Annotated in this window: 15 protein-coding genes; 7 read left to right on the top strand and 8 right to left on the bottom strand. The window is 48.1% G+C overall.

The window, feature by feature from the left end:
* Positions 1–47: 47 nt before the first annotated feature.
* The 4 genes from fdhD to IEY34_RS16850 all read right to left on the bottom strand — a co-directional run bounded on the left by fdhD (position 48) and on the right by IEY34_RS16850 (position 4,568).
* Positions 48–875, bottom strand: a complete 828-nt coding sequence (fdhD, locus tag IEY34_RS16865) for a formate dehydrogenase accessory sulfurtransferase FdhD (protein ID WP_189013224.1) — start codon at positions 873–875, stop codon at positions 48–50.
* A gap of 9 nt (positions 876–884) precedes the next feature.
* Entirely contained in the window at positions 885–3,239 is a 2,355-nt protein-coding gene (locus tag IEY34_RS16860) for an FdhF/YdeP family oxidoreductase (protein ID WP_189013222.1), read from the bottom strand.
* Between the two features lie 155 nt (positions 3,240–3,394).
* Positions 3,395–3,757, bottom strand: coding sequence for a Na-translocating system protein MpsC family protein (locus IEY34_RS16855; protein WP_189013221.1), 363 nt, complete (start codon positions 3,755–3,757; stop codon positions 3,395–3,397).
* 295 nt (positions 3,758–4,052) lie between these two features.
* A complete protein-coding gene (locus IEY34_RS16850) occupies positions 4,053–4,568 on the bottom strand; it encodes an NADPH-dependent FMN reductase (RefSeq protein ID WP_189013219.1) in 516 nt (171 codons plus the stop codon).
* A gap of 255 nt (positions 4,569–4,823) precedes the next feature.
* Between IEY34_RS16850 and IEY34_RS16845 the strand changes: the two genes are divergently transcribed.
* The 6 genes from IEY34_RS16845 to dgoD all read left to right on the top strand — a co-directional run bounded on the left by IEY34_RS16845 (position 4,824) and on the right by dgoD (position 12,602).
* Positions 4,824–6,170: an ABC transporter substrate-binding protein gene (locus tag IEY34_RS16845; protein WP_189013217.1), complete on the top strand. Its 1,347-nt coding sequence runs from the start codon at positions 4,824–4,826 to the stop codon at positions 6,168–6,170.
* Positions 6,171–6,258: 88 nt separating this feature from the next.
* Positions 6,259–7,143, top strand: coding sequence for a carbohydrate ABC transporter permease (locus IEY34_RS16840; RefSeq protein WP_189013215.1), 885 nt, complete (start codon positions 6,259–6,261; stop codon positions 7,141–7,143).
* Positions 7,140–7,955 (top strand): carbohydrate ABC transporter permease, encoded by an 816-nt coding sequence (locus tag IEY34_RS16835; RefSeq protein ID WP_189013213.1) that lies wholly within the window; start codon positions 7,140–7,142, stop codon positions 7,953–7,955. The genes IEY34_RS16840 and IEY34_RS16835 overlap by 4 nt, the downstream gene beginning before the upstream one ends.
* A gap of 108 nt (positions 7,956–8,063) precedes the next feature.
* Positions 8,064–9,821, top strand: a complete 1,758-nt coding sequence (locus IEY34_RS16830) for a sensor histidine kinase (protein WP_189013211.1) — start codon at positions 8,064–8,066, stop codon at positions 9,819–9,821.
* A complete protein-coding gene (locus IEY34_RS16825; protein WP_189013208.1) occupies positions 9,818–11,434 on the top strand; it encodes a response regulator transcription factor in 1,617 nt (538 codons plus the stop codon). Before IEY34_RS16830 ends, IEY34_RS16825 begins: the two co-directional genes overlap by 4 nt.
* Before the next feature lie 19 nt (positions 11,435–11,453).
* Positions 11,454–12,602, top strand: coding sequence for a galactonate dehydratase (gene dgoD, locus IEY34_RS16820; RefSeq protein ID WP_189013207.1), 1,149 nt, complete (start codon positions 11,454–11,456; stop codon positions 12,600–12,602).
* Between the two features lie 310 nt (positions 12,603–12,912).
* Here dgoD and IEY34_RS16815 read toward each other — a convergent pair whose 3' ends face one another.
* Positions 12,913–13,335 carry a hypothetical protein gene (locus IEY34_RS16815; RefSeq protein WP_189013205.1) on the bottom strand — a complete coding sequence of 141 codons (423 nt, stop codon included), beginning with the start codon at positions 13,333–13,335 and terminating at the stop codon, positions 12,913–12,915.
* A 19-nt stretch (positions 13,336–13,354) separates the two neighbouring features.
* Positions 13,355–13,933 carry a hypothetical protein gene (locus IEY34_RS16810; RefSeq protein WP_189013203.1) on the bottom strand — a complete coding sequence of 193 codons (579 nt, stop codon included), beginning with the start codon at positions 13,931–13,933 and terminating at the stop codon, positions 13,355–13,357.
* 993 nt (positions 13,934–14,926) lie between these two features.
* Here IEY34_RS16810 and IEY34_RS16805 point away from each other — a divergent pair.
* A complete protein-coding gene (locus tag IEY34_RS16805; RefSeq protein ID WP_189013201.1) occupies positions 14,927–15,664 on the top strand; it encodes an ABC transporter ATP-binding protein in 738 nt (245 codons plus the stop codon).
* A 66-nt stretch (positions 15,665–15,730) separates the two neighbouring features.
* Here IEY34_RS16805 and IEY34_RS16800 read toward each other — a convergent pair whose 3' ends face one another.
* A complete protein-coding gene (locus IEY34_RS16800; protein WP_189013198.1) occupies positions 15,731–16,564 on the bottom strand; it encodes a DUF72 domain-containing protein in 834 nt (277 codons plus the stop codon).
* Positions 16,565–16,903: 339 nt separating this feature from the next.
* A complete protein-coding gene (locus IEY34_RS16795; protein WP_189013196.1) occupies positions 16,904–17,098 on the bottom strand; it encodes a DUF4177 domain-containing protein in 195 nt (64 codons plus the stop codon).
* Positions 17,099–17,508: the final 410 nt, after the last annotated feature.

Genomic DNA, 17,508 nt, shown 5'->3' with positions numbered 1-17,508 from the left:
GAGACAATATAAAGTTTTCATATAAGAGAGATAGCGCAAAGTTCATCTTAGTTACACCCTATTATTCGCTCTGGATGTGTGTATACGGTCAATTGCTCCTTACGAATGAAGCCGACCACCGTAATTCCCAGATCCTGCGCCAAGCGAAGAGCCAAGTCGGTAGGAGCTGATTTGGACAAAAGAATGCCCACACCGATTTTTGCCGCTTTGAGGGCGACTTCGGAAGACACTCTGCCGCTGAAAGCGATCACTTTATCCCGGACCGGTACGCGCTGTCTCAGCAGGTAGCCATATATTTTATCAAGCGCGTTGTGTCGTCCAATATCAGCTCTGCTAAGCAGAAGCTCGTCCGCTGTGCACAGCCCGGCATTATGCAATCCGCCTGTCGCTTGAAAGTCGATCGATTGCTCCTGCAGTTGATTCATAAGGTGGAAACATTGTTCGACTGTGAGTTGCAGTGGTGTGCGAACCGTTCTGGCTGTACGGGCATCATTATGGAAGTAGAACTGCCGACTTTTCCCGCAGCAGGAGCCGATGAAGCGCCTGGACACCATCTTCTGGCTCAACTGGTGCAGGTGACGCAGTTTCACATGGGCGAAGCCTCGCTCCTCCTCCAGCGCAAGCGACTCGATTTGGTCCACGAAGCGAATCAGACCCTCGGAAGCCAGAAAGCCCGTCACCAGCTCCTCTGTATGGGTCGGCGTATACACCAGGGTCGCGAATTCTTCGCCATCGATTTGGATGGTGAGGGGAGCTTCTATGGCGATGGTATCATCATCCGGGATGATCGCGGCGTTCTTATAGCGGTGGACCGTCCATGTGGTCGTAGAGGTAAGCGAGGGCTCCTCTAATGGTCTATGCGGCTCGTCTTGCATGCTCGCTCATCACTCCACTTCTGTTTCCAGTTCTTCAATCCGTTTCTCGATGTAACGTGTATCTTTGTAGGCGTGGTAAGTCTCTGCTTTCTCCACGATCACTGCTGTATTATATTCCGGAATCCCGGCATATTGCTCATAAACCCCCTTGGGAATCAGGGAATTGCCTTCGGGCCAATGCACCTCGATATTGCCTGATTTGACATCAGCCCGCTTTACCCGGCCGTGCATACTCCCATAGCTGTTGTAGACGACAATGGCGTCGCCATCGTGCAGCGAGAGAGCTCCCGCGTCGCCCGGATGGATCAGCACATCGTAGCGATCCGCATCATTGAACGGATCGGTGTCGCTGTAGATCATCGAATTGAACTGCTTGCCGCGGCGCGTCGTCACCGCGAAATGCCCCTCCGGCTTCCGCAGTTCCGGAAGCTCGATAGGCAGCAGCGCGGCGCGGCCATCCGGTGTCGGACAGACACCGTCCTCGCACAGCCACGCGCCGCCGTATTGAAACACATCGCCGCGCTCATGCAGGTGCTGAATGCCGTTGTAGCTTGGCGCGGCCAAGGCGATCTCCGCGCGAATGGCTTCTGCGCTGCCGCAGCCAAGCTGCTCGGCGGCCTCGGGCTTCACGCGGCGGGCGAGATCGGCGTAGATCGCCCATTCCGCGCGCGCTTCGCCGATCCGGGGGCCGGCGATCTCGGGCGAGAAGTACACCATCCGCTCCGTCGAGGTGGACGTCCCGCCTCCTGGCTGCTCGTAGCGCGTCATCGCGGGCAGCACAACCACAGCCTCCCGCGCGTCCAGCAGCGTGGAGGTGTTCAGGATGATGTCCTGGTGGACACGGACATCGATGCTCGTCAGGGCTTCACGGACGAATGCCGGGTCCGGCATCGTCTCGAGGAAGTTGCCGCCGGATGTGTAGAACATCCGGAGCTTGCGCTCCTGCTCCTCGGGCAGGAGCGCGTTCTCGAGGGTGACACCGACGATGTCACCCTGCCAGCGCGGCAGCCCGAAGCCCCAGAGCTGCTCGATGCGGCTGCGGTCGGCGGCGCTGCTGATCTCGCCGCCCGGCAGGCTGAAGGGATCCGCGCCCATCTCCCCGGAGCCCTGCACGCCGCTATGGCCGCGGATGGGCATCAGCCCGCAGTGCTCGCGGCCCAGGAAGCCCCGCAGGAGGGCGAGATTCGCCACCTGCGAGATATTGTCCGTGCCGAAGCGGTGCTGTGTGAGCCCCATGCTCCACACGAAGACCGCGCTGGCGGCACGCGCCAGCAGCTCCGCGAACTCGCGCATGCGCTCGCGGGTGAGGCCGGACGACTGCTCCAGCGTCGTCCAGTCCTGCTGCGCCACGTGGGCGCGCAGCTGCTCCAATCCGTGCGTGTGCGCCTGCACGAACGCATGATCAATGGCGGAGCCCGGCTCCCGCTCCTCCATCTCAAACCACACCTTCATGACGCCGTTCATGAAGGCAATGTCTCCGCCGATGTTCACTTGGTACACATCGTCGCACAGCTTCGTGCCGAATAGCGCCGATTCGGCAATGGAAGGAATCCAGTACTTCTCCATAGACGGCTCGTAGTACGGGTTAATGACAATGATTTTCGTCCCTTTGCGCTTGGCCGCATACATATACTTCGTGGAGACGGGCTGATTATTCGCCGCCACACTGCCCCAGAACACAAGGACGTCCGTACCGATCCAGTCCTTGTAATTGCAAGTCGAAGCGCCGACACCCACGGAGCGCTTGAGGGCCGTCTTCGACGGCGAGTGGCAAATGCGCGAGGCGTTGTCGATGTTGTTCGTGCCGAGCAGCCTAGCCACCTTCGCTGCCACATAGTACGACTCGTTCGTAATCCCCCGAGCCGTGAGATAGAAAGCCGTCTGCTTAGGATTCGTTGCCCTCATCTTCGCCGCAACCAGATCCAGCGCCTCGTCCCATGTCGCTCGGCTAAATCTCCGCTCCCCCTGACGGCGAATGAGCGGATAAGGAATACGGCCGAGCTGTCTAAGCTCGGTGCTGCCCAGTCGGCTCAACTCCTCGATATCCGCATGCAGGATATCCTCGCGAATCGCCGGCATTGTGTTTAATCTCAGCACGTTCAGCCGGGTCGTGCACAGATGCGGTCCCGCTAGGGTTTGATCGTAGAGCCCAGACACTCCCAAGGCACAGCCATCGCATACACCTTGCGTTAGAATCCGGTACGCGTACGGCAGATTGTCGCGATTCTGCCAAGCAATTTTCGCTGTTTCGCGAATATGCTTAGGTTTGATTTTACCCATGCCGAATGGCACCTTGCTGACCCACAACTTGGGATCCGGCTTGGCGGGCAGCTTGATGGGCCCGGTATGCTTTGTTTTCCCCATGAACGATTGGCTCCTTATATTGAAAATTTCGGCTTATTGATGCAAAAAACCACCGTAAAACAGTCCTCAGCCCTCTTCCCAAAAGAAGAATCCTCAAGTCATGTTTCACAGTGGTTAGTCTTAGGCAGGTTCGCTACCAAGTGCCAAGCACCTTGCTATATCGATTTATATTTCTTTTCTAAATCCTGATCGAAAACGAAGATCGACATCCCGATATCCTGTTCAATATCGATATCTACGAACAACTGGACGAACTTCGCACCCAGCAGCTCTTCCATTTCTACAGGAGGATGCTCCTTGTAAATCTCTTTCACCATTTCTGTGCGCGCCGTGCGGAGCATCTGTCTGCCATCGCCCGTCTTCGCCATAAACTTCTCCACCGGGGACAAGTTGCCTGCCATTTCGCAGATCGCCCAACATTTGCAGAAGGTCGTTGTCACACGCTCCGGCCCTTTGCCCATATGCTTCTTGCGATATGCCTTAACCAGATTACTGAATTCGGCCTCCATGCGTTTCATCGGCCAGCCACCTTTGAATGAACTGCTTCAATCATAGCAAGAAAGCGTATACCTGACAACCGAATATCAGTCGCGTTTTAATCGTGATCCTCTTCATCCCATCTCCGGGAGTATGCCTTCTTCGTCACCCAGAATGTTGCGCCTATAATGATGACAAGAGCAATAATCCCCAAAATGATGGCCGCTAGCATGATTCCGCACTCTCCTCTATGACAAACCTGCACGTTAGTCTTGTTTATTACTTCTACTATAGCTGAATTCTATAGAAATACGCAAAAATTTCGGCTCCCCTTGGCTAAGCAAAGAGGCTTAAGATGCGCTGCAGCTCCCGCTTCAACTCTTCATTTGCCGCCAAATTACCCGCAGCTAGTTTCATATTCACATTGGCAACCTTACTGGAACCAACAAGGGTTGCCGTCATAAGCCCAAGTGTCAGCAGCAGCGAATCATGCGCCTTCTCTCCACCCGTAGTTAATGGTGATGCACTAATAACTGCTGTTGGCTTATCAACAAATTCACCGGAGGAGACGATCCAGTCTAGGGCATTTTTGAGCACACCAGGTACGCCATGCGCGTATTCCGGCGTACTCAAGATAACTCCGTCAGCAGCTTGCAGAACTTTACGCCACTCCTGTACGGCTTGAGGCGGCTCGTCTCCGTCTAAATCGGGGTTGAAATGCGGCAGCTCACCGATACCTTCATATATATTGATCTTGATACTGGCAGGAGCTAACGCTGATAAGACCTGAATTAATTTGGTATTCGACGACACGGTTCGCAAACTACCTGAGATAGCCAATATGTTCATCATCCAACGTTCCTTTCAATTTGGCTTTTTTCCAATGATAAGCTATGCCATTAACGTTAGGGTCAAGGAAGAAATCAACCCTTTTCCTTATTTTGCATAAAGCCTGTTTATTTGAAACATAATGCAATCAATGCTTCGTTTTCCTTCAATCCTAGTTATCCATGTTGAATCTTAGTTATATAAACCCAATACAGAAATCAGGTACTCTTAGAGATGTAAGCACAACCATTTCAAAGTACTTGGGAGGTCACATAGTAGATGAAAAAATCATTCAAACAATGGGTTGGCGTTGGAACAACAGTCGTCATGGCAGCCACCGTGGCAGCAGGATGCGGAAACACAGCAAGCGAGACCCCACAGCCATCCGCGCAGGCAGGCACATCTGCAACAGCCAATGCCAAACCCTATGCAGGCAAAACGATCTCGTTAGTCACCGCCAATCATCCTTGGGCCGAAGCTATTAAACCTTTACTGCCTGATTTCGAAAAAGAAACCGGCATCAAAGTGAATGTAGAAAGCTTCTTCGAGGACCAGCTCACCCAAAAGCTGACCGTGCAATTCACATCCGGATCTGCTACACCTGACGTCTTCATGTACCGTCCACTTCAGGAAGGCAAGCTTTTCTACAAAAACGGCTGGGTACAGCCGCTTGATGATTTTGCGCAAAAAGCCAAAGATTACGATTTTAGCGATTTCACCAAATCCGCTATCGGTTCCACGACGGTTGATGCCAAATTAGCTGGCATCCCGATTATTACCGAGCAAGAAATCCTTTACTACCGCAAAGACTTGCTGCAAAAAGCCGGCATTGCCGTACCGAAAACACTGGATGAACTGACGGCAGCCGTGAAGAAATTGCATGATCCCAAAAATGAGATGTACGGCTTCGTAGCCAGAGGCCAACGCTCACCTTTGGTGACGCAGGTATCTTCCTTCCTATACTCAGAGGGCGCCGATTTCACAACTGGCGACAAGGCGAGCATCAATACGCCTGAAGCGCTGAAAGCTTTCACCACCTATGGTACCCTGCTCAAAGATTATGCGCCTCCAGGCGTTCTGAACATGTCGTGGCCGCAAGCTTTCGCCATCTTCGCCCAAGGCAAGGTTGCCTTCCTAACGGATGCTAACTCGCTGTACCAGAATGCGACAGATCCCACGAAATCCAAGATTTCTGATCAAGTCGGATTCGCTGTATTCCCTGGCGGCAAAGCAGGCTCCAAGCCTTACAGCATCACCTCCTGGGGACTTGCTATGAATGCCAAATCCGCCAATAAAGAGGCGACATGGGCGTTCATTCAGTGGGCAACCAGCAAAGATGTCGTCTTGAAAACGCAGCAAAAAGGCAATCCAGGCGCCCGTGTTTCCGTTTGGGATAAAGCCGAGGGTACCACAGGATTCCCAGCAGAGCTCGTTCCAGTTATCAAGGAAAGCGCCAAAACCGGTGTCGACCATGACCGTCCGACCGTGATCAGTGTAGGCGAAGCCCGCGATGCTGTCGGTGAAATCGTCCAGAGAATCATGACGGGCGAGACGAATCTCCAGCCTGTCGCCGACAAAGCCAACCAAGCCCTGCAAACGATCATCGATAAAGACAAATCCAGATAAACCGTTAGTTCCGATGAAGGGGTCATCTTATGGCCCCTTTCATCTTTCATCAAGGCCTGTTACCGCCTTCAGAAAGGATGTATGCACCATGCAGTACAGTTGGTTTAACCGCAACTTGAAATGGATTTACACACTGCCAGCCGTCATCTTCGTTATGCTTATGATGCTCTTTCCAATCATCTATACCGTTCGAATCAGCTTTTACGAGTGGAGCATGTCCGCCACTACGCCGCCGGCGTGGGTTGGGCTGTCCAACTATATCGCATTACTCAAAGACGAACGCTTCTGGCATGCGGCAGGTTCTACGTTCTACTTTACCTTCGCTGCCCTTACCCTAGAGGTTATTCTCGGTATTGCCATCGCTTTGCTGCTGTCCAGAGAATTCCGCGGCAAAAATCTCGTTAAGACCGTTTTCCTGCTGCCGATGGTAGCAACCCCTGTCGCTATGGGTCTCGTCTGGATGTTGATCTATGAGCCTACAATCGGTGTTGCCAATATGATGCTGAAATCACTCGGCTTGCAGCCGCTCCTTTGGCTGGCCTCCCCCAATCAGGTCATTCCGTCCCTCGTCATCGTCGATGTGTGGGAATGGACGCCTATGATTGCGCTCATTATTATGGCTGGTTTAGCCACACTGCCGTCAGACCCTTATGAGGCAGCCGACGTAGACGGTGCAAGCTCTTGGAGAAAGTTCGTCTCTATCACGCTTCCATTACTTCGTCCAACGATTATCGTTGCAGCTATGCTGCGCTTGATCGACGTTCTGAAAACCTTCGACATCATCTATGCAACGACCCAAGGCGGACCGAACTTCGCTTCGGAAACGCTGAACCTGTACGGCTATGTGCTTGGCTTCCAATACTTCAAGCTGGGCATGGCGTCCTCGCTGCTCGTGATCTTCTTCGCGCTCGTGATGGGCCTGACCTTATTCATGATTTGGATGCGTAAACGATTGGAGGGAGCTTCATCATGAGGAAAAAGAAAGGTCCAAGAATTGCCCAAACACTGCTTACCTTCCTTGTGCTGATCGTGTTTGCTTTTCCTTTCGTCTGGATGCTGCTCGCTTCCTTCAAGACACAATCGCAGATCTTGTCGACCGGCCAACTGTTCATCTTCAAGCCGACGTTCCATAACTATGTCAGCGTATTCAAAGAATACGACTTCATGAAATTCATCTGGAATAGCTTTCTGGTCGCTGCCGGTTCAACGCTGATGTCACTTCTGCTGGGTCTGCCGGCTGCTTATGCCATCGCTCGCCATCATCTGCAGAAGCTCGGACTGCTCATCTTGGTTGCTCGTATTATCCCAGGCATTACATTCCTGATTCCATGGTTCATCCTGTTTTCCAAAATTCATTTGGTCGATACGTATACCGCCCTTATTCTCAGTCATATGCTTGTCGGACTGCCCTTCATCATCTGGATTATGATCTCCTTCTTCGAGGCGCTGCCGACAGAAATCGAGGAATCCGGCCTCATCGACGGCTGTACGCATCATCAAGTATTCCTGCGGATCATCCTGCCGATCTCCGGTCCGGGCGTCATCACAGCTTCCCTGCTCTCGTTCATCTTCTCGTGGAACAACTTCATGTTCTCCGTGATTCTGGCCGGTGACAAAACGAAGACGCTGCCGATTGCCGTATTTAATTTCATGTCCTATTCTGAAATCAACTGGGGCGCATTAATGGCGGCGGCATGTATCATCACGCTTCCTGTCCTCCTTATCGCTTTGGTATCCCAGCGCTACGTCGTTAGCGGACTTTCCGCCGGTGCTGTCAAAGGTTAAATAACGGAACTCCTGTCTACGAGAGCTGCTGCCTTTCCTTTGGCGGGCATCTCTCGTATATTAAGTTCTAAGTTGGTTAGCTTAGCAGATAGTGGAAGGTGATTGGGCATGCCGTATAAACTGAATATTTTCAGCAAAATTTTAGTCCTGCTGGTCCTGCTTCTGATTCCTATTGTCCTTCTGTATAGTTTCACAAACCGCATTACGAATCGTGTCGTTCAGGACCAGATTCAATCGTCCAATTTAAATCAACTGTCTTTCTTCATGCACCAACTGGATGCGGATGTGGAGCGGCTCGCGATGTCCCCTGTCATTCTGGGCAGCGATCCTTATGTCAGGGAATATATCGACCGGTACAATGCGCCGGATTACGACATGCTGAAAGAGCAATCGCGCATCATCCAGAAGCTTAGCTTGCAAAGTGTTTCCAGCGGTTGGGTGAACGAGCTTACGATTGCGACACCCAAGGAGAAGCAAGTGCTGTCCTCCAGCATTTTCGTCAATGGGACCGATTCTTGGCCTTGGCAAAGAGCGATTCAGCGAACATGGACCTATGAGCAGCGCGAAGGCGACAAAGGCTTAGGATCGTTTATACGGGAAATTAGCGAGCCGATTCGCGCGCAAACCGTTGAGCAGGCAAATGTGCTTTATCAAGTGAGATTTAGCGTGCAAAATATGATCCAACTGCTGGACGTATACAAAAAAGATAAACGCAGCGACCCTTTTCTGCTTGGCGAACAGCAGGCCATCCTTTTAAACAGTTCGTCCAATGCTTCTATCGCGAGCATCATCAGGGCTGAGTTCGAGAAGAAGGGGTTGCCGGATTCCGGTCAACTGCAAATCGACATTCAGAAGCAGGAGTACTTGGTTAGTTATGTGAAATCGGAGCAGCTGGGCTGGTATTTAGTCGATTATGTGCCTGTTCAGAAAATATTGGCGCCCATAACGATGACACGCAACTTATTTTACGGATCTATTGCGCTTCTGCTCATGCTCAGTGTGCTGGCAGCTTTTTTATTGTACAGAAATGTACAAATTCCTATCGGCAAAATGATTCAGAGCGTACAGAAAGTGAAAAGAGGCGATCTCTCGGCACGCATCGACTACAAAGCCAAAAATGAATTCGATTTCCTTATCCAACGCTTCAATGAAATGGCGACGCAAATCCAAGTGCTGGTCGAGGATGTATATGTCGAGAAAATACGTTCCCGCGAAGCTACACTGAAACAATTGCAGTCGCAGATTCATCCGCATTTTCTGTATAATTCTTTGTTTTTCATCATCAATTCCGCCGAAATGGAAGATAAGGAATCCGTTGTGGCGATGGCGCAAAATTTGGCCGAGTTTTACCGGTATACGACCAGAGTCGAAAAGCAGACCGTCCGCTTGCAGGAAGAACTGCACCTGGTCACGCATTATTTGAACATTCAGCAGCTTCGCATTCATCGGTTGACGTATGATATTGCCATTCCGGATGACATGCTGAACGAACAGGTTCCCCGGCTCATTCTTCAGCCTTTGGTGGAGAACGCCATCGTCCATGGCATCGAACGCAGCATAGCTAGCAATAGGATCACCATCACAGGTGAGCAAGAGGACGGCTGGAACCGGGTTATCGTTGAGGATAGCGGCCCAGGTTTAACGCTCGAAGGGTTAGCCAAATTAACGAAGCAGTTGCAATCGCCCATGTCTGACGATATTGGCTGCGGGACGTGGAATGTGCATCATCGGCTGCTTTATCAATTTGGCGAAGGCTCTGGCCTCACGTTCCATCTGAGTAAACAAGGGGGCTTGCGGGCTGATCTGACTTGGAAACGGGAAACTCGGCAGGAAGCCCTCCCGGCGGTAAAGGAGAATAGACCATGATCCAACTTCTGATTGTCGATGATGAAGCGCACGTCGTGGATCGACTTCACGCTACAATCGACTGGGCATCTCTGGGGATTGAACAGATTTTCAAGGCTTACTCTGGCCAAGAGGCGCTGGAGCTGCTCGAGCAATTCTCCATAGATATCGTCCTGACGGATATCCAAATGCCAGGAATAACAGGCTTGCAATTGATCGCCGAAATCAACCGCAGGTGGCCCAAAACCAAATGCATCCTTCTGTCAGGCTACTCGGATTTCAACTATGCCAAAGAAGCGATTCTTCAGGGGACAGAAGACTATTTACTGAAACCGGTAACGGAGAAGGATCTGCTGGGTACCGTCAAACGCGTGATGGATAAGCTGCAAAAAGAATGGCAGGAAGTCTTTTCCACACGGCGGCTCGCCTATACATTCAAAGAAAATCTGCCCCTGCTGCGGGGAAATTTACTCAATGATCTTCTTCAGGGGCGCAACCTGACCGAGACCTCCTTGCAGGAGAAAATGCAGATGCTTGAGCTCCCTGATTTTCACGGGCAAGCCTGTGTATGCATGATGATTCGGCTAGAATCCGACTTCCTCGACTACGATATGAGACGGCTGTCCTTAATGGAATATGCCATCAGCAACATGGTGGAGGAATTATTCGCGGAGAAATTCGACACCTGGTCAACGAAAGATGCGCATGATTACTTAGTTTTTATTATGAAACGGAAGATCGCTATCTCCGAGAAAGAGGAACCTGCCTGGCTGGAACGAACCGCAGCCGTTCTGCAATCGGCCGTGAACAATTATTTGAAGGGTAAAATCTCCATTTTGCTAAGCAGTTGGGGGGAATTTCCTTCTGATCTTACAACCCTTTATCATGCGTCTCTGAGCGCCTTCCGCAAACGGATCGGCAGTGAGCATGAACTGTTGATGCGGCTGGGTGACGAGGCTGTCCAGACGGAACTGTCCGCTTTGCAAAGGCTGTACGAGCCCCCTACGCTCAATCATCTCCTGGAGGCCGCTCGTTGGGAGGATACCGCGGATAAGCTTACGCAGATTTTCGATGAGATGGGTACGAAGTTCTCTGAATCCCAGGAGCATCTGCTGGAGGTTTACTTCTCCATTGCTTCAGCTTTTGCCTATATCGCCCACAAAAACGGTCGACAGCTGCATCAGCTTATCGGCGGCGACTACGAGAAAATGACAGAGGGGATTCCTTTTCGCACCGTCAACCAACTTCGCGATTGGTCTCTCCGCTCCTTGCAGCGCATGCGAGAGGACATGGACCAAGAAAGGCAGGACAGCCGGACTACCCTGATCAATGACATCCGTTCCTTTATCGAACAGCATCTTGCCAGCGATGTTTCTTTGCAATCCATAGCCGATCATGTTTATCTGCATCCGGTCTATGTATCGAAGATTTATAAAGTGGAAACCGGCGATAATCTAAGCGATTACGTGAGTCGTGTGCGCATGGACAAAGCCGCTTATCTGCTGAAAAACGGTCAGGAGAAAATATACGAAATCGCTACACAGCTTGGCTATCAGCGACCGCACTCTTTTAACCATGCCTTCAAAAAGCATTATGGAATGACCCCTCAGGAGTATCGTGACCACTATTCGTAACATGGAGAGGAAGAATCTGATGAAAATCACCAAACTGGAATTGTTTAAAGTACCGCCGCGTTGGTTGTTTCTGAAAATCGAAACCGATGAAGGGATTACCGGATGGGGAGAGCCTGTCGTCGAGGGCAAAGCCGATACCGTTGCTGCTGCCGTAAGAGAAATGAGCGACTATCTCATAGGCACAGATCCGATGCGGATCGAGGATATGTTTCAAGTGCTATACCGCGGGGGATTTTATCGGGGCGGACCGATTCTGTCGAGTGCCATCTCCGGCATCGAGCAGGCGCTGTGGGACATTAAGGGCAAGTTCTACAATGCCCCTGTATATGATTTGCTGGGCGGGGCGTGCCGCGATCGCACGCGTGTCTACTCTTGGATCGGCGGAGACCGTCCAAGCGACGTGGGGCAAGCCGCCAAGCTGCAGGTTGAGGCCGGTTTCACGGCGGTGAAAATGAACGCCACCGAAGAGATGCACTACATCGATTCCATCAGCAAAGTCGATGAAGCTATAGCCCGCATCGCAGCCGTACGTGAGGCCGTCGGCAAAGATGTCGGCATTGGCATTGATTTCCACGGGCGTGTCCATAAGTCGATGGCCAAAATCATCGTCAAAGAGTTGGAGCCTTACCGCCCGATGTTTATTGAAGAGCCTGTGCTTCCTGAGAATAATGAAGCGCTCAAAGAAATTGCCCGCTATACCTCGTGCCCTATCGCAACCGGCGAACGCATGTACACACGCTGGGGCTTCAAAGAGCTGCTCGCGCAAGGCATCGTCGACATTATCCAGCCAGACCTCTCCCATGCTGGAGGTATCCTCGAAACACGTAAAATCGCAGCCATGGCCGAAGCTTACGATATTGCAGTTGCTCCGCACTGTCCGCTTGGTCCTATCGCATTGGCTTCGTGTTTGCAGCTCGACATTTGCTCCCCTAACGCCTTCATTCAGGAGCAAAGTCTGGGCATTCACTATAATCAGGGCAGCGACTTGTTGGATTACCTGAAAGACCCTTCCGTGTTCCAGTATGAGGAAGGCTTCGTGAAGAATCTGACTGCACCGGGCTTGGGTATCGAAATCAACGAGGAGAAAGTCCGCGAAATGGCCGCAATCGGACATAACTGGAAAAATCCCGTTTGGCGTCAAGCGGACGGCACCGTTGCTGAGTGGTAGGTTATAACTTTGTGTGAAATTCACTTATTGTAAGTACACTCTACATTGGATCCAATTCCCCCAAATACATATTGCTTGAAATAGATCATTTAATAAAAGAACTCTTTGAATTATATTGATAATAAATTTTGTTAAAATGCATTTTCATTCATATTTACGCATAAATTGCACACAAATAAATCAATCGCATGTATTTACGGCAGATTACATTCGGGTGCAGCGGTTTTGAGGCATTTCTTTCAGCTACACTAAACAGCCTTTTCGCAATTATCACGAAAAGGCTGTTTGGTATTTATTTAGAAAAAACCTTTTACTCAAGATTTGTAAAACTGTCTAGACTTGGAGCTAATTTTACTGCCTTTTCAAGCGCATGTCCAAACTTTACTAGCTCACTTTTGCTAGTTTTTAACGGAAATAATATACCTTGATCTTCAAGAACCAGCAAGTATAGATCAGTACTGTACTCATAAATCCAGTGAAATTCAAGATGTTTTTCGAAGTGATGATAGTTTCCATTTGGTTTTTCTAATGGAAAATTTTTCATCAAATTAATAAAGCGAAAGAGAACTATATTTGTCCAGCCCATATCAATAGTTCTTTCAACTAGTTTATTTCTGTAGAAAGTAACACGAATTCTACTTCCCTCATACTCTCCAGGAATATGGTACAAAAACTCAAAATGAATATCAATTTCGGATGTATTTTCACGACCTCTAAGATAAACAACAGCCATTTTAGGTTGCCACCTTTTCCTATTCAAACATCCAATATCCAAATTTCCACCTGCCAGCTTTTATTCTACTGGCAGCTCCATCAGTGGATGTATCTTTATACACTGTAATAATGGTATTGTCAGTCTTAGCTAGTATTATTACAGTTTTAGTACCATAATCATAAAAAACTCTTGAGTCTCCTAAAGCATCATCAAATTTATCAACTTTAAATGGCCCACCTGAAGCACTTACCCCATCTAAAATTGTGTCAATCATAATATTTGTAATACCATCTTTAAGCGCCTCTTTAATAGCATGTGAAGTAATAGTTGTAGCAACACTTCTACTAGTAGCTACAACGCTAGTAGTTTTTGTTGCTTGAGTGAAAATCAATTGGATTAATTTGATAATCGGATTTCGGAGCTGAATTTTTTCATTTGAATTCTTCTTATCTTCTGAATCCTCTGACTTTTTCTCATCCTCTAATGCTTTCAATCCTGCTTCCAGTTTCTGATCGTGGAAGTCTTTTGTTGATGAATCCGTAGTTGCTCCTGCTGCTGGTAAAATAAATGTTACCATCATAGCAATAGTTAGTAATAGTGTAATTAACTTTTTCATAGTAATTATCCTCCTCTAAAACTCTAATAGTCAACTACTATATATTAACTTTATTTATATTTATTCCCAATAGTGCTATAGATTCATATTTTTCATATAACATATCGAATAAAGTCATATTACGTCGAAATAGTATGACCAGATTGAAGTATCATTACCTTCCATAATAGAGTAGAAGAAGGTGGTCTCACCCTCCATTGGGATGTTAAGGGGTATTTTGTAAACAAGAGTCATGATGGCTATGATTCTAATGGCAAAGAATTTTATAATCGTTATATGAAGAATTTTGAAAGTGGATATAGAAGAGATTAAGCCTTAAGAACAGTAAGACCCCACAATAAAATAATAATGATACGGCAAAACGGGGAATATAAGCGCGCAATTATTCTCCGAGCGCTATAGCAAGCTCAAACAAGAAATTGATAATATGAATAACGTGAGCGGACACGGGTCTTTTTCTACTGCGCAATTTTTTTTGCTAGGTTTGAAAAATCGGGAATTGTATAAAAACACGGTACTAAGAGGACAAGAGAAACTCTCCTATATGGTGTTTTTAGATGATTCCTTGTTCCATAGCACGAAGATCAAACTGGATTCAGGAACCACCTTTTCAAAAACAGATTTCATGCTTGGCCCCACTGACACAATCCCCTTGGAATTATAACCTCTAGTCTATCCTCCATCCGAGCCAGATTTTATGAATTTGGAGAAAGGAAAGTTTATGGTGAATCCATCATTCGTATAGCCAGAACGATCATAACCGAAGTGTTCGTCCATTATGCTTAGTGCTATTGTGGGGGGAATTTGGAATTATTACTCTAATAGCATATGGAGTACTATTTACAATTCATCAATATTGGAATTATTTGGTATTGGCATTGTCTTTAAATTGCTTGTTATTGCCTCAAGCCTTACCTTATTTTCCGTTATATACCCGATCTGGTTTATCTATAAAAGGTCACCATACACGTTAATTCAAGGAGGAGAAGCCTAATGGCGGCAATTGAACTTGTCCACGTATCTAAGATATACGGCAATTCCCAGAATTCCTTGACGGCCCTTGATGATTTTGTTGCTGTCATAGGCCCTTCCGGTTCAGGGAAAACAACACTTCTTAACATTATGGGCTGTATGGATACAACAACAAAAGGTGAATGCAAAATTCCAGGAAAATCTACGGTTGGTTTAAAAGATAAACAGCTTGTCGAAATTCAAAATCGCGTTGTGAGTTTTATCTTTCAGCACTATGCGTTGCTTACAAACTATAGCGTATACGATAATGTAACGCTTCCTTTTATAGAACTGAATATGAGTAAAAGAGAATGCAAGGAGAAAGCGCGGCATTATTTAAACAAGCTAGGAATCGAAGAACTTCTTCATAGCAAGGTTAAGCATTTATCCGGAGGACAAAAACAACGACAATTCAAAGTAATAGAGAAAAGTATCTCGGTAGACCGGACTTTTTTCTTTCATTTAAAAACCAATTTTCTGATCGAGTTGCAATCCGGAGATTTAATGGTTGAGATTTGGAATCCCAAAGGGAAACGTGTCTTTTATGATAAAGCTACTAGCGAGAAAACTTACATGAATGAATTTATAAGCAAGCCTCTAGAGGGAGTCTCGAAGGTAAAGTTTATCATTAATCCTCAAACGGAAGGAACATATCAATTTTTGTTTCGCAGTACTTCTGCTTCCTTGCTTGATGGGGGTAGGGATGATTGGTTTAAATAAATGAATTTGTTTGGTCTAGCCAAGAACCTTAAACTTAAATTTAAGGTTCTTGGCTATTTCTACTCATCAAAACAAATCCAGCTGCCTCGGCGCCAAGCCCTCGTAATCAACCCCCAGCATCTCCATGAGTTCCTTCGCATTCCCAGCCGCATGTCCTCCGGAATTGTTATTGAAGATCACACAAACCTCCCGCGTTTGCTTTTGCAGCTCCAGCAGCCATCCCTTCCATTCCTGCAATTCCCGCTGATTGTAGTTATACAAATACCTGACCTCACGCCAATTCGTCTCGCTATTTTGCACCCAGCCGCCGACATTGCGGCCATGGAAACGAACCATCGTCATCTCCGGATGCGTCACCTCAAGCACGGTCGGCACCGAGCCAATCCCTGCCTGCGGCTCATCGCAGATGCTGTGCATCCAGCCCTCACTGCGCATAAAGCTCAGAGTCTTCTCCCGCATATCTTCCGTGAACCAACTCTGATGTCTAAATTCGAGCGCTAAAGGAACATCGCCCATTCTCGCTTTGGCGTCGCGAAGAACAGCCACATTCGGCTTCGTGCAATCGAACCAAGGCGGGTACTGGAACAGCACAGCCTTGAGCTTGCCCGCTTCTTGAACCGGCCGAATAGACTGCATGAACACCTCAAACATCTGATCGATCCCGCCTTCAAAAGGGCTCTCGCCCCGCAGATGCCCGGTCATGCCTTGGTAGGCTTTAATAATGAAGCTGAAATTATCGGGTGTTTCTTGCAGCCATTTGAGATAGTTGCGTTCTGGCTGTATCGCGTAGAATGAACTATCTAGCTCCACGATTGGATAATGAGCGCCGTATTCACGCAGCTTGCCTCTGCTGCCGCCTAGTTCGTGGTCGCCCCAGCCGGATAGGCCGATGTTGATCATAATGAATCCTCCTCCCAAATCTCATCTATTTCTCAGAAAAGTAAGATATATAATTCCTATCTTGACAAAGGAGGGGTTCAAAATGCAATTCTTTAACTCATTAACAAAAAAACAGCATCGGTCCCTAAAAAAGAACGTGTCTGGGTCCTTGTTGGAGCCTGCTGCTATAATTCCTAAACTCGGATAGTAATAAATGTATTGGGGTCATACACAATTGAGTTGGCCAAACAGCAGACGCCGAAAGCCTATGCCGGAACAGGCACGTATGGGCTCTCGGCCTTACTTATCCACCATTAATCCACTATGAAGATGAAGAGCAGCTATGATGGAACCCTGATTTCAAATTTTCCTTTGAAAAACAGCGATAACCAATCTAGAAGCTCCTTGAATCATGTTAGTATCGAAGCATGAAATTAAACTCCATCCGAGCTCGCCCAATTTGTTTAACTCTAAATCGAATTTCCCAATCTCCAAGTCCCCTCCAGAAAATCCTGTTGTTGCAAATTTTAAAGTTTTGTATTCATATTTGTCCATAGGGATCCTCCATACCAAGACGCATCTTACATGGCAATAACTGTCGATAACAAGATGTGTTTTCGTGTAAGAGATCTTTGCAATATTTTTTATTACCACTTTAGCATACATTTATTTGACAAGGAATTCATTATACAATATCGCAACTACTATCCTCTCAATAACAGTGGTAGAGTTATCGGATTCGGAAACGAAAAAGGGAGTATTAGGGGAGAATTGGCTATAAACTACTTTTGATTTCCCCTGTATAGGTGAATGCTGTTAGTAAAATTCAAAGGTGTATGAAAGGAAATGATGCATCCGATGGATAAAAGATGACAGCACCATTTACTCCCAAAGCAAGTTAGACTTTGACCCTACCGAAACCTTTCGCAAAGACAAAGTGTTCCCGGTCTACTTGCAGACTCGAG

The sequence above is a fragment of the Paenibacillus marchantiophytorum genome (assembly GCF_014640555.1).
Classification (GTDB): Bacteria; Bacillota; Bacilli; order Paenibacillales; family NBRC-103111; genus Paenibacillus_E; species Paenibacillus_E marchantiophytorum.
This window is presented reverse-complemented; position numbering and strand designations above follow the sequence as displayed.

Bases quoted from the DNA above. Each gene is read 5' to 3' on its own strand.
- fdhD (WP_189013224.1), bottom strand. From the start codon at position 875: ATGCAAGACGAGCCGCATAGACCATTAGAGGAGCCCTCGCTTACCTCT.
- IEY34_RS16810 (WP_189013203.1), bottom strand. From the start codon at position 13,933: ATGAAAAAGTTAATTACACTATTACTAACTATTGCTATGATGGTAACA.
- IEY34_RS16815 (WP_189013205.1), bottom strand. From the start codon at position 13,335: ATGGCTGTTGTTTATCTTAGAGGTCGTGAAAATACATCCGAAATTGAT.
- IEY34_RS16805 (WP_189013201.1), top strand. From the start codon at position 14,927: ATGGCGGCAATTGAACTTGTCCACGTATCTAAGATATACGGCAATTCC.
- IEY34_RS16855 (WP_189013221.1), bottom strand. From the start codon at position 3,757: ATGAAACGCATGGAGGCCGAATTCAGTAATCTGGTTAAGGCATATCGC.
- IEY34_RS16850 (WP_189013219.1), bottom strand. From the start codon at position 4,568: ATGATGAACATATTGGCTATCTCAGGTAGTTTGCGAACCGTGTCGTCG.
- IEY34_RS16840 (WP_189013215.1), top strand. From the start codon at position 6,259: ATGCAGTACAGTTGGTTTAACCGCAACTTGAAATGGATTTACACACTG.
- IEY34_RS16860 (WP_189013222.1), bottom strand. From the start codon at position 3,239: ATGGGGAAAACAAAGCATACCGGGCCCATCAAGCTGCCCGCCAAGCCG.
- dgoD (WP_189013207.1), top strand. From the start codon at position 11,454: ATGAAAATCACCAAACTGGAATTGTTTAAAGTACCGCCGCGTTGGTTG.
- IEY34_RS16845 (WP_189013217.1), top strand. From the start codon at position 4,824: ATGAAAAAATCATTCAAACAATGGGTTGGCGTTGGAACAACAGTCGTC.
- IEY34_RS16835 (WP_189013213.1), top strand. From the start codon at position 7,140: ATGAGGAAAAAGAAAGGTCCAAGAATTGCCCAAACACTGCTTACCTTC.
- IEY34_RS16830 (WP_189013211.1), top strand. From the start codon at position 8,064: ATGCCGTATAAACTGAATATTTTCAGCAAAATTTTAGTCCTGCTGGTC.
- IEY34_RS16795 (WP_189013196.1), bottom strand. From the start codon at position 17,098: ATGGACAAATATGAATACAAAACTTTAAAATTTGCAACAACAGGATTT.
- IEY34_RS16825 (WP_189013208.1), top strand. From the start codon at position 9,818: ATGATCCAACTTCTGATTGTCGATGATGAAGCGCACGTCGTGGATCGA.
- IEY34_RS16800 (WP_189013198.1), bottom strand. From the start codon at position 16,564: ATGATCAACATCGGCCTATCCGGCTGGGGCGACCACGAACTAGGCGGC.